This window comes from Actinokineospora sp. PR83 (assembly GCF_021056305.1).
GTDB classification, from domain to species: Bacteria; Actinomycetota; Actinomycetes; order Mycobacteriales; family Pseudonocardiaceae; genus Actinokineospora; species Actinokineospora spheciospongiae.
Genome location: NZ_JAJCXD010000136.1, coordinates 26,332 through 38,380 on the forward strand (window position 1 = coordinate 26,332; position 12,049 = coordinate 38,380).

Sequence of the window (12,049 nt, forward strand, 5' to 3'; positions counted from 1 at the left end):
ATCAACGGTGATACGTGGACAGGGAGAACCCCGTCCGGAAAATCAACGAAAGGTTTTCGGTGGCGTGCGGCCGATTTCGCCGCAAAGGCCATCGAGGCTGAGATTAGCTCTGAAAATGCGACCTACACAACACCAAGACCTGGGCTTTTCCAAATTTGTCATCTTTACACATGACGCCGCGACCAACCTCGCCCGACCCAACGACTTGCCCGGTCGGCCGTTGTCGGGACTTCGATCCTTGAAACAACGTACGTGAAGGACCGTTGCGAAAAACCACAGGCCGGTAAAAATGAAATTTATTTCACCCGTCCGGCGACCCAGGCCGCGATCTGCGCCCGGCCGCGCACCCCGAGCTTCGCCCGGACGTGCGCCACGTGCGTCTCGGCGGTGCGCGGGGCGATCCCCAGCCGCTCGGCGATCTCCCGGTCGGTCAGCCCCTCGGCCACCAGCGCGGCCACCTCGGCCTCGCGGGCGGTGAGCCCGGGGTCGGCGGCGGGCGCCCGCTGCTCGCCCAGCGCGTAGGCCACCGCGGCGTCGGTGTCCATGGCCAGGCCCGCGCGGAACTCCTCGGCCGCGGCGGCGGCGCCGATCGCGTCGACGACGAGGGAGCTGTCGCGGCTGACCGGCGACCCGAACGCGGCGTAGTTGGCCAGCGAGGCGCCCAGCGTGCGGGCCGCCGCGGCGGCGGCGCCGAGCAGCCGCGCGGACCGCCGCGGCGCTCCCCGGTGCGCGGCGCAGCCCGCCAGCGTGGCCAGGGTGAAGGTGACGACCGTGCGGGCGTCGACGCGCCGCTGCAACCGCATCACCTCCAGCCCGGCGGCCTCGGCCTCGGCCCGGTCGCCGAACAGGTACTCCGCGGCGCTGCGCGACCACAGCGCCCAGGTCAGCCAGCACACCTCGCCGACCTCGGTGCAGGTGGCGATCGCGGCGGCCAGCACCTCCCGGCCGCGCGGCAGGTTCCCGGCGTGGCACAGCGCCAGGCCCAGGTTGTAGGTCGCCCACACCTGCCCGCCGCGGTCGCCGAGCGCGCCCAGGGTGTCGGCGGCGGGGCCGAACAGCCCGGCCGCGCCCGCGCCGTCGCCGTCCATCAGGGCCGCGTACCCGCGCACGTGGTCGGCGTAGGCGCGGGCGTGGTCGTCGGCGGTGTCGGGGATCTGGTCCAGGGCGGTCGCGTAGCCCGCGCGGTCGCCCTGGACGAGGGCGAGGAACGCGGCCAGCCACAGCGCGTGCGCGCGGCCGGGGGCCTCCGGCGGGGCGGCGTCGAGCAGCCTGCCCAGCCACATCCGGCCCTCGGTGGTCAGGCCGTGCGCCATCCAGTACTCCTTGGCTGCGGTGACCATCCGCAGGCCCACCACCGCCTCGGCCGGGTCGCGGGCGCAGAAGTCCAGCGCCCGCCGCAGGTCGGCGTGCTGGTGGCGCACCCGGCGGATCCAGTCGACCTGGTCCGGGCCGAACCAGTGCGCGGCGAAGCCCTCGGTGAGCGCGGCCAGCCGGTCGCGGTGGCGGCGACGGGTCGCGGCCTCGCCGCCCAGCTCGCGCAGCCGCTGCTCGCCGTGCCTGCGGACCATCTCCGGCATCCGGTGCCGCACCCGGCCGCGGTGCTCGGTGCGCAGCAGCACCGACTTGTCGACCAGCCCGGCCAGCGCGTCGAGGACCGCGGCCCGGGGCAGACCACCGCCCCCGGCAACACCGGGACCGTCGTCGGCGCAGACCTCCTCGGCGGCGTCGAGGTCGAACGGGCCGGAGAACACCGAGGCCCGCGCCCACAGCAGCCGCTCGCCGTCGTCGCACAGCTCGTGGCTCCAGTCGATGAGCGCGCGGACGCCGGAGTGCCGCCCCGGCCCCCACGGGCGGACCCGGTCGAGCAGGGTGAACCGGTCGGCGAGGCGGTCGGCGACCTGGGCCACCGACAGCGACCGCAGCCGGACCGCGGCCAGCTCGATGGCCAGCGGCAACCCGTCGAGCGCCGCGCAGAGCCGGATCACGTCCTCGGCGTTGTCGGCGGTGACGGCGAACCCGGGGACGACGGCGGTGGCCCGGTCGACCAGCAGCCGCACCGCGTCGTACTGGCCCAGGGCGGTCGCGGACTCCCCCGGCTCGGGCACCGCCAGCGGGCTCACCGGGAACAGTCGCTCCCCGGCCACCCCCAGCGACTGGCGGCTGGTGGCCAGCACGACCAGCCGGGGGCAGGCGCGCAGCAGCGCCTCGACCAGGTGCGCGCACGCGTCGACCAGGTGCTCGCAGTTGTCGAGGACCAGCAGCAGGCGGCGGGTGCGCAGGTGGTGGGTCAGCACCTCCACCGGCGGGCGGGTGGTCTGGCTGCCCAGGCCCAGCCGCTCGGCCACGGTGGGGGCGAGCAGCTCGGCCTCGCGCAGCTCCCCCAGCTCGACGAAGGCCGCCCCGTCGGCGAAGCGGGCCCGCGCGGCGACCGTCGAGGCCAGCCTGGTCTTGCCGACGCCGCCGGGCCCGGTGACCGTGACCAGCGCCGCGGACCCGAGCAGCGCGGTCAGCGCGCGGGTCTCGGCGGCGCGGCCGACGTAGCTGGTGACCCCGGCGGGCACGGATTCGACCACGCGTCGATTATGGCCGCACCCGGGCGGGGCCGATCAGCTCGCGCGCTGGTGGCGCACCTTCGCCCGGACCGCCAGCTCCAGGTCGAAGCGCTTGCGCGGGTCGGCGAGCTGGTCGCCGAACAGCTCGGTCAGCCGGTTCACCCGGTAGCGGATCGTCTGCTGGTGCACCCCGAGGTGCTCGGCCATGTCCACGACCCGGCCCCGGGTGGCGAACCACTGGTCGAGGGTGGCCAGCAGCCGCACCCGCTGGTAGTTGCGCAGCGGTTCGAGCGGGGCGAGCTGGCGGTCGGCGAGGGTGTCGATGAGGAAGTCGTCGGTGAACAGCGCCAGGCTCAGCAGGTGCTCGTCGCAGTCGACGACCGGGGCGTCCGGGATGCGGCCCTTCTCCACCAGGTCCAGCGCCCGGTTGGCGACCTCCAGGGCGGAGTGGATGGTCGAGACCGGGGTGGCCGGGCCGAGCGCGGCCCGCCAGCCGGGCAGGGCGTTCGCCACCGCGGTCGGGTCGAGCCCGCTCGCGGGGGCGATGACGCACGGCTCGGGGCCCTCGATGTCGAGCAGGACGTCCGGGCCGAGGTCGGCGAACAGCCGGGGGTCGCCCCCCGGGCGGTGGCGCAGCGCGACCACCCGGACCGTGCCGGGCAGCGGCCACTCGGCCTCGGCAGCCACCTCGGCGAGCTGCGGGCGCCCGGGCGGCGGGTTCTGCAGCAGCAGCCCCACCAGCCGCACCCTGGCCAGGGCGCGGGACACCGGCGGGAGACCCGAGTCGGCCATCGCGCCCAGGTAGGCGAAGACGACCTCCGCGCCGCGCGCCACCCGGTCGGGCGGGACGCCCACCCGCCGGGCGTGCACCACGGCGATCTCCCACGCGATCCGCGCGCCGACGCGGTAGGCCCGGGCCGCCCGCTCGCGGTGCAGCCCCTCCGGCAGCGCCCCGCGCCGGGCCCGGAACAGCGCCGCCCACTCGTCGGTGTCGTAGTCGTCGGGGTGCTCCATCACCTGCAGGCACCCGGTGACGGCGGTCCGGATGGTCTCCACCAGCGGGTCCAGCAGCGCCTGCGGCAGCCCGTCGGCCGCCTCCTCGCGCCGGAGGGCCTCGACCACCTCCCGCCGGAGGACCGCGTGCCGCTCGTCCACGTGCGCTGCGGTCATGCTCAGCTCCGTCCGGTGGGGAAACAGGTGCCGAACAATGTGCTGCAAACGGCCTAACCGGCACATCGGTAGTACTACCGAGCCGCATACCTACATGGGCGGGATACGTGAGACCACCGGCCTCGACGGTCCGGCCGGGGTGGTGTTTCCCGGCGCGGGCACCGGCCGCCGATTACCGTGGCGGCATGGCAGCCAAGGGGAGCCCCGCCGTCGAGCTGGAGGTCGGCGGGCACACCGTGCGGATCTCGAACCCGGACCGGGTGTACTTCCCCGCGCGCGGTGAGACCAAGCTCGACCTGGCCCGCTACTACCTCGCCGTCGGCGAGGGGATCGTGCGGGCGCTGCGGGACCGGCCGTGCATGTTGCACCGCTTCCCGGCCGGGGTGGGCGGGGAGAAGGTGCACCAGAAGCGGCTGCCGCACGGGGCGCCGCCGTGGGTGCAGACGGTGCGCGTGCACTTCCCCCGGTACGACCGGCACGCCGACGAGCTGTGCGTCACCCGGCTCGCGGACGTGGTGTGGGCGGTGCAGATGTCGACAGTGGAGTTCCACCCGTGGAACTCGCGGCGGGCCGACACCGAGCGCCCGGACGAGTGGCGCATCGACCTCGACCCCATGCCCGACTGCGACTTCGCCACCGTGCGCCGGGTCGCGGGCGTGGCGCGCGAGGTCCTCGACGAACTGGGCGCGGTGGGCTTCCCGAAGACCTCCGGCGGCGGCGGGCTGCACGTGTACGTCCGCATCCCGCCGCAGTGGGAGTTCGGCGAGGTGCGGCGGGCGGCGCTGGCGTTCGCCCGCGAGGTGGAGCGGCGCACGCGGGAGGCGACCACGGTGTGGTGGCGCAGGGACCGCGACCCGCGCGCGGTGTTCGTCGACTTCAACCAGAACGCCCGCGACCACACCATCGCCTGCGCCTACTCGGTGCGCGGCGTGCCGGAGGCGACGGTGTCCACACCGATCACCTGGGACGAGGTGGACTCGGTCGAGCCGGGGGAGCTGACGATCGCGACCGTGCCCGCCCGGTTCGCCGAACTCGGCGACCCGCACGCGGGGATCGACGAGCACCCGTTCTCCCTGGCGCCCCTGCTGGAGTGGGCTGACCGTGACGGGGTGGACCACCCGTCCGAGTAGCGCCCCGCACCCGATTGGCGGGTGCACCCGTGCGCGGACCTGGGAAAGATCGTGCCCGATTCGTCCGCGCGTGGGGAAAGGATGGGCCTGTGCCCGCACAGATTCAGGAACGCAAGCTGTCCCGGCTCTTCGAGCTGCTCGACAGCGACGGCAGTGGTTTCGTCGAGGAGAGCGACCTGGAGGACTTCGCCGCCAAGGCGATCGCCGCGGCCGGGGCGGGCGGCTCCCTGGAGGCCAGGATCGTGCAGCGGGAGGCGTCGTCGCTGTGGCGGGCGCTGCAGCACACCCTGGACTCCGACGGCGACCAGCGGGTCAGCCGGGCCGAGTTCCTCGCCGCCGCCGACGTCGACGCGGTCACCGACGGGGCGATCAAGCTCGGCGTGGTCATCCGCGACATCACCGACATCGACCGCGACGGGCTGATCAGCCTGGGCGAGTGGGTCACCCTGGACGCCAAGCTGGGCATCCCGCGCGCCGACAGCGAGCAGGGCTTCAAGGCGCTCGACGTCGACGGCGACGGGTTCGTCAGCAAGCCGGAGTACGTCCGGGGCGTGGAGCAGTTCTTCCGCAGCGACGACGAGGCGTCGCCGGGCAACTGGGCGTTCGGCAAGTACTGACCCGCACCGCCGCCGGCACCCCACCCGCACCGGCACCCGCGCGCGGTCCGGGCGGGCGTGCCCCGCGTCCGTCGCACCACCGGACCCCCTCCCGGTGGTGCGACAATGCCGCGGTGGACGCGGCGCGGGTGCTGGTGGTCGAGGACTCCCCGGCGATCCGGGAGTCGGTGGAGTCGGCGCTGGTCGGCGCGGGCCACCGGGTGCTGGCCCTGCCCGACGGGGCGGCGCTGGAGTCCGCGCTGGCGGGGTTCCGCCCCGACCTGGTGATCCTCGACGTGCTGCTGCCCGGCCGCGACGGCTTCACCCTGCTCGACGTGGTCCGCCGCACCGTCCCGGCCGGCGTCATCGTCGTCACCGCCCGCGACGGTGTGGACGACCGCCTGCGCGGCCTGCGCGCCGGGGCGGACGACTACGTGGTCAAACCGTTCGTGCTGGCCGAGCTCCTGGCCAGGGTCGCGGCGGTGCTGCGCCGCTCCGGCCGGGCCGTCCCGGTCGTGGAGGTGGCGGACCTGCTGGTGGACGTGGAGTCCGGGGTGGTCACCCGGGCGGGCACCCCGGTCGAGCTGACCGCGACGGAGCTGCGGCTGCTGGCCTTCCTCGCCGCCCGCAAGGACCGGGTGGTGACGAAGACGCAGATCCTGGGCGCGGTCTGGGGCTACGAGGACTACGCGGCGAACCTGGTCGAGGTCAACATCAGCGCCCTGCGCCGCAAGCTCGAAGCGCACGGCCCCCGCCTGGTCCACACCATCCGGGGCCACGGCTACACCCTGCGCGAGTAGCCCCCTCCCGGCAGCACCAGGCGGAACGCGCCGCCTTCCGCGGGCAGGCAGTGGAGTTCGCCGCCGTGGGCCCTGGCCAGGCCGCGGGCGATCGGGAGGCCGAGTCCCGCGCCCGCGCCGCCGGAGAAGCGCACCAGCCGGTCGAAGACGCGTTCCCGGTTCTCCGGGGCGACCCCGGGGCCGGTGTCGCGCACCTCGACCAGCGCGTGCCCGTCGGACGCGGAGACGGCCAGGGTCAGGGTTCCCTTGCCGCCCATGGCTTTGCGCGCGTTGTCGGTGAGGTTGGTGAGGATCTGGGTCAGGCGTTCGGCGTCCGCCACCACCGTCGTGGGCGTGCCGGTGACGACGACCCGCACCTCGGGGGCGACCAGGCGCACCCGGTCGGCGTGCGCGTGGGCCAGGTCGAGCAGGTCCACCGGGGACGGGTCGAGGTCGATGCCCGCGTCCAGGCGGGCCAGGTGCAGCAGGTCGTCGACCAGCCGGGCGGCCCGGCGGGACTCGCGGATCAGGTGCAGGTGCAGCCGGTCGCGGGTCTGCGGGTCCACGTCCGGGTCGAGGACCGCCTCCGCCGCGGCCTGCACCCCGGCCACGGGGGTGCGCAGCTCGTGCGCGGCGTCGGAGACGAACCTGCGGAGGCGGTCCTCGGCGCCCTCCAGGCTGTCGAGCATCTCGTCGAAGGCGCGGGCCGTGCGGCCGAGTTCGGTGTCCGGGTGGGTGGGCGCCAACCGCGCGCCCCGCCCGCCCGCGGCGGTGGCGCGCGCCAGCCGGGTCATCGCGTCCAGCGGCGCCAGCGCCGCCCGCATCCCCCACAGCAGCGCCGACACCGCCGCGAGCAGCGCCGCCGCCCCGCCGACCAGCAGCACCCGGTCCAGCGCGGACGTCGCACCGTCCACCAGGGCCGTGTCCACGCTGAGCACCAGCACGGCGCCGTCGAGCCTGCCCGGCTCGGCCAGGGAGACCCGCACCCTGCGGACACCGGGTTCCGGCGGACCCCCGACCTCCCCGAAGCTCTCCCCCGAGGCCAGCGTCAGCCCCACCCGCACCCCGTGGGCGTCCACCCGGCGGACCAGCGCGGCGGGGCCGACGCCCTCCCGCGCCAACTGGCGCCCGAGCTGCGCCCGGTTCGCCACCACCCCGTCCAGGCCGCGCTCCACCTGCCCCACGAACACCGTCCGCACCACGACCCCGAGCGCGATCAGCACCACGCCGACCACCGCGCAGGCCGTGACCGTCACCCGCCACCGCAACGACGCGGTCCGCAACCCGCCCATGCCCCCGCCGCCCTCCACCGACTCGTCCGCCACCGGCGGTTCAGGTGCCGATCAGGTGGTCGGCGTTCCCCCGGTGCCCGTCGAGGACGCGGGCGGGGTCGGCGGCGAGCACCTTGCCCAGGAGGGTCGCGTACACGTCCCGGAAGTCCGTCGTGACCTTGAGGTCGTCCCCGTCCAGGTCCGCCAGGTCGGGCTGTTCGCCGTGGAAGCCGCCCGCGACGGGTTCGCCCAGCAGGAAGACCGGGCCCGCGGTGCCGTGGTCGGTCCCCTGGCCCGCGTTGGCGCGGACCCGCCTGCCGAACTCGGAGTACACCAGGACCACCACGTTGCGCCCCCGCTCGGTCTTGCGCATCCGGTCGGCGAACGGGGTGAGGGCACCGTCGAGTTCGGTCAGCAGGCGCTGCTGGGTCCCCCGCTCGTCGGCGTGGGTGTCGAAGCCGCCCAGGGAGACCGAGTAGGCGCGGGTCGGGACACCCGCCTCGACGAGGTTTGCGACCATGGCGAGCTGCCTGCCCAGGGCCGAGCCGCCGCCCGCGGAGGCGCCCTTGGTCGACTGCTCGTCCTCCGGGGCGGACCGGTCCTCGCCCGCGGCGGGCTCGGCGAAGGTGTCCACGCCGCGGTGCAGGTCGGCGATGGCCTTCGCCGCCCTGGCCCGCCAGGGGTCTTCGCCCTCCTGGACCCGGCCGAGCGCCTCGAAGGCCTTGCCCGGGTTGCCCTCGGGCAGGGTCAGGCCGTTGACCGGGAAGCTGGCCGCGCCCCCCTTCTCACCCGCGAACAGGGGCGGGGCAACGGGTTCCACCGACAGCGCGTGCAGGGGGTCACCGTCCAGTGTGTCCAGCCACCGGCCCAGCCACCCCGTGGTGGACGCGGACTTCGGGGTGGCGGTCTGCCAGATGGCCATCGACCGGAAGTGGCTGTGGTCCGGTTCCGGGTAGCCGACACCGCGCACGACCGCCAGCCGCCGCTGGTCCCACAGGCCCTTGAGGCCGGTCATCCCGGGGTTGAGCCCCAGCCCCTCCCCCAGGTCCAGCACCTCCCGCGGCTGGTACGCCAGGTCCGACCGCAGGTCCTGGTACACCGCGTCCCCCGCCGGGACGACCGTGTTCAGGCCGTCGTTGCCGCCGTAGAGGGTGACCACGACGAGCACGCCCGCGGCCGGGTCCAGCGGGGTGTCGGAGGCCGCCGCCATCAGCGTGCCCCAGTCGACCTGGGTGGCCCCCGCGGCGAGGGCACCCGCGCCCGCGACACCGGTCAGGGTCAGGAAACGCCTGCGCGTCACCGAGTCCATGGTTCTTCCTCATCCGCTCACGACGTATTCGGGGGCACACGCGGCGATCGCCACCAGTTGCTTCGGGTCACCCCGCACCTGTTCCAGCGCCGACCTGGTCCGGTCCGACCAGGAGTCCACACCGAGCAGCACCCGCGCGCCCTCGACCGGGTCACCGCCGACGGCTGTCAGGTCGGCTCCGGCGACGACGGCCCGGGCCAGCGCGAGCCGGGCGGCGCCCGCCGAGGTGGTCAGCCACGCCGCCGCGGCGGGCCAGCCGCCGACGCTGGGTGGGCGCAGCGGGACCTGCCCCATGCCCGCGAGTCCGATCCGAACCCGCTTGCGGGTCTTGTCCGGCAGCGCGGACGGTCGCACGTCGACCGCCCGCAGCAACCCGACCAGCCACTCCACCGGCTGCTTGACCAGCGTGGTGGCCGAGTCGCGGAAGGCGGGTTCGGCGGCGATGGCGCGCAGGGTGGCCGCGATGTCGCGGCCGGGGCCGTAGGCGGCGGTGAGCCGGTCGAGGACGTCGGCCGGGGGCGGGGACGACGACACCAGCCGGAACCACAGCCGCCCCACCACGAACCCGGCCGACTCCGGGCGGGCCAGCACCGCGGCCACGAAACCGGGGGCGTCGAGCGGGCCGGTCCGGCCGAACAGCGCCACCGCCGACCGGTCGTGCCGCTTGTCGGTGAACCGGGCCGCGTCCTGGTCGCGGGTGACGCGCCAGCCGGTGAGCGCCCTGGCGGCCTCGCGGACGTCGCCCTCGGTGTAGTGGCCGATGCCCAGGGCGAACAGCTCCATGAACTCGCGGGCCAGGTTCTCGTTCGGCGCCGCCGCGGTGTTGTCGTTGCCGTCGAGCCACAGCAGCATCGCCGGGTCGACGACGAGCGCGTCCGCCAGGTCGGTGAAGGAACCGAGGGCGTGCGCGCGGAAGGTCCGGTTCTGCGCGAGCATGGCCCGGGGGCTGCGCACCTTCTGCTCGCTGGTGGCGAAGTGGCCGTGCCAGAACCAGGTCAGCCGCTCGGTGGCGGTCGGCTCGGCCACCATGCGGTCGAGCCACCACACCGCGAGCTGCTCCTCCTGGTCGGCGCGGGCGGCGTTGGCGCGCTCCTTGGCCTCCTGGTTCCCGCCCGGCCGCTCCGGGGCGGGCAGGTCCGGGGCGGTGACCGGGGCGGCGGGCGCCAGGAGCCGGTCGAGGGTCTCGGCGAACCCCCGGTCGAGGTCGCCCCGGCGCGGGCCGAAGCCGAACCGGTCGAGCAGCCTGCGCACCGCGGCGCGGTCGTCCAGTGCGGTCATGCCCCCGAGCATGGCGCGGCCGACCCCCACCGCGCAGGGTGCGGCGGGGGTTCTTCAGGTGATCCGCAGGGTTCTCAGGTGAGGACGGAGATGGATTCCACGCCGTAGACGATGGACGTCTCGCGGAAGGACAGCGGACCCGCGGTGGGGTCGAAGCGCAGGTCGGGGAATCGGCGGACCAGTGCGGGGTAGGCCGCGCGCAGCTCCATCTTGGCCAGTTCGGCGCCGATGCAGCGGTGCGCGCCGAAGCCGAAGGCCACGTGCGCGCTGGGCGCCCTGGTCGGGTCGAACTGCCGGATGCCCGCGCCCAGGGCGGACTCGTCGCGGTTGGCCGCGTTCAGCGAGCACGCCACCACGTCGCCCTCCAGGACGGTCTGACCGCCGATGACCATGTCCTTGCGGGCGAAGCGCAGGAACGCCACCTGCACCACGGTCAGGTAGCGCAGCATCTCCTCGACGAACGGGTTGATGGCGCTGTCGTCCTCGCGCAGCAGTGCGGCGGTCTTGTCGTCGCGCAGCAGCACCAGGGCGCCGAGGGCGAGCATGCTGGCGGTGGTCTCGAAGCCGCCGGTGAGCACGCCGTCGGCCAGGCCAGCCAGCTCGTCGTCGTCCACCTCGTCGCCGTGCTCGCGGATGATCATGCCGATGAGGCCGTCGCCGGGCTGCTCGCGCTGCTGCTGCACGACCCGCTTGAGGTAGGCCAGCGACTCGGAGATGTGGCCGAAGCCCGCGCCCGCGCCGCCGAACAGGTCGAACCGCGCCTCGGCCAGCCGCTGGAACTCCTCGCGGTCGGCGTAGGGGACGCCGAGCAGCTCGCAGATGGTCAGCGACGGGATCGGCAGCGCGAACTTCTCCACCAGGTCGACCGGGCCGTCGGCGGCGGCCATGTCGTCGAGGCAGTCGGCGATGATCTCGTCGATGCGCGGGGCCAGCCGCGACAGCCTGCGCATGGTGAACTCCGGCGTGAGGACCTTGCGCAGCCGGGTGTGCACCGGCGGGTCGGCGAAGCCCAGGCCGCCGGGGTTCTGCTCCAGCTCCAGGATCTTGCCCAGGTGGGAGAAGTCGTTGCTGAAGCCGGTGCTGTCGGCCAGCACCTGCTTGCACTCGTCGTAGCCGGTGACCAGCCACAGCCGCACCCCGAACGGGGCGGGCAGCAGGCTGAGCGGCGCCTGGTCGGCGAGTTCGTCGAGTTCGGTCACCGGTTCGAGGTCGTCGCGGCGCAGCGGCAGCAGCAGGTTGTCGGGCAGCAAGGACAGCGCCCGCGGGCCAACGCGCTTCAACACAGCGCGCGCCATCGTCTTGCGCACCCACGTCAGCGCGCTTTTGCCCATGGTCACCATGTCGGCCACTCCCCACCCGGTTTCGGGGGTCACCGTATCCCGTGGTCGCTGAGACCCCGTTGAGGTCCTCCTCGCCGTGACTCTACGCACAGCACCACAGCACTCGAACGCGTGTTCGAATCGATGGTAGTGTCGTGCGGTGGGGATGATCAAATCGAGTGGCCGGACCAGTGACAGGACGAGCGACCCGATCTCCGGCGGGTCGAAGGGGGCGGTGCGGGTCTACCAGCCGTGGGCGGCGCCGGTGCGGGCCGTGGCCTACGACGACCCCTCGCTGCTGTGGGAGATGCGGCGGTGGGTGGCGGCGCTGCGCGCGGAGGGCAAGGTGCGCGCGGAGTTCTCCGTGGAGTGGCGCGAGGACGTCGCGGTGGGCGTGCTGCGCGACGGCGGGCTGATCGGGGAGGTCCGACCATCGGACTTCCTGGTGTTCGGCCGCAATGGGCTGTCGGTGCTGACCGCGGCGCAGTTCTGGCGCGACTACCGCGAGATGGGCTGCTGACCCGGCGCGTTCCCGACGCGCGAAAGCGTTGTGACGGAACAGAAGCCGTGGGGTGCCGTGTCCGGAACCCCACGGCGGTGTCCGGAGCGGACACCCCCCGAGGCGACAACGGCCTCCCTCCGGGG

The 12,049-nt window shown here is 74.4% G+C and carries 10 protein-coding genes; 4 read left to right on the forward strand and 6 right to left on the reverse strand.

The window, feature by feature from the left end:
* Nucleotides 1–296: 296 nt before the first annotated feature.
* A complete protein-coding gene (locus L6E12_RS33285; RefSeq protein WP_236231892.1) occupies nucleotides 297–2,573 on the reverse strand; it encodes a LuxR C-terminal-related transcriptional regulator in 2,277 nt (758 codons plus the stop codon).
* Nucleotides 2,574–2,606: 33 nt separating this feature from the next.
* Nucleotides 2,607–3,722, reverse strand: coding sequence for a CdaR family transcriptional regulator (locus L6E12_RS33290; protein WP_236231893.1), 1,116 nt, complete (start codon nucleotides 3,720–3,722; stop codon nucleotides 2,607–2,609).
* A gap of 185 nt (nucleotides 3,723–3,907) precedes the next feature.
* Between L6E12_RS33290 and ligD the strand changes: the two genes are divergently transcribed.
* From ligD to L6E12_RS33305, 3 genes are all read left to right on the forward strand, one after another.
* Nucleotides 3,908–4,852: a non-homologous end-joining DNA ligase gene (gene ligD / locus L6E12_RS33295; protein ID WP_236231894.1), complete on the forward strand. Its 945-nt coding sequence runs from the start codon at nucleotides 3,908–3,910 to the stop codon at nucleotides 4,850–4,852.
* A gap of 89 nt (nucleotides 4,853–4,941) precedes the next feature.
* Nucleotides 4,942–5,469 (forward strand): EF-hand domain-containing protein, encoded by a 528-nt coding sequence (locus L6E12_RS33300; RefSeq protein WP_236231895.1) that lies wholly within the window; start codon nucleotides 4,942–4,944, stop codon nucleotides 5,467–5,469.
* Nucleotides 5,470–5,582: 113 nt separating this feature from the next.
* Nucleotides 5,583–6,248: a response regulator transcription factor gene (locus L6E12_RS33305; RefSeq protein ID WP_236231896.1), complete on the forward strand. Its 666-nt coding sequence runs from the start codon at nucleotides 5,583–5,585 to the stop codon at nucleotides 6,246–6,248.
* Here the strand turns inward: L6E12_RS33305 and L6E12_RS33310 are convergent.
* From L6E12_RS33310 to L6E12_RS33325, 4 genes are all read right to left on the reverse strand, one after another.
* Nucleotides 6,230–7,552, reverse strand: a complete 1,323-nt coding sequence (locus L6E12_RS33310; RefSeq protein WP_236231897.1) for a HAMP domain-containing sensor histidine kinase — start codon at nucleotides 7,550–7,552, stop codon at nucleotides 6,230–6,232. The two genes, L6E12_RS33305 and L6E12_RS33310, sit on opposite strands and share 19 nt — an antisense overlap.
* Nucleotides 7,553–7,559: 7 nt before the next feature.
* Nucleotides 7,560–8,807 carry a DUF1501 domain-containing protein gene (locus L6E12_RS33315; protein ID WP_236231898.1) on the reverse strand — a complete coding sequence of 416 codons (1,248 nt, stop codon included), beginning with the start codon at nucleotides 8,805–8,807 and terminating at the stop codon, nucleotides 7,560–7,562.
* Between the two features lie 9 nt (nucleotides 8,808–8,816).
* Nucleotides 8,817–10,085 carry a DUF1800 family protein gene (locus L6E12_RS33320; RefSeq protein ID WP_236231899.1) on the reverse strand — a complete coding sequence of 423 codons (1,269 nt, stop codon included), beginning with the start codon at nucleotides 10,083–10,085 and terminating at the stop codon, nucleotides 8,817–8,819.
* Between the two features lie 74 nt (nucleotides 10,086–10,159).
* Entirely contained in the window at nucleotides 10,160–11,425 is a 1,266-nt protein-coding gene (locus L6E12_RS33325; RefSeq protein ID WP_374201991.1) for a cytochrome P450, read from the reverse strand.
* Between the two features lie 145 nt (nucleotides 11,426–11,570).
* Here L6E12_RS33325 and L6E12_RS33330 point away from each other — a divergent pair, with 145 nt between their 5' ends.
* Entirely contained in the window at nucleotides 11,571–11,924 is a 354-nt protein-coding gene (locus L6E12_RS33330) for a hypothetical protein (RefSeq protein ID WP_236231900.1), read from the forward strand.
* Nucleotides 11,925–12,049: the final 125 nt, after the last annotated feature.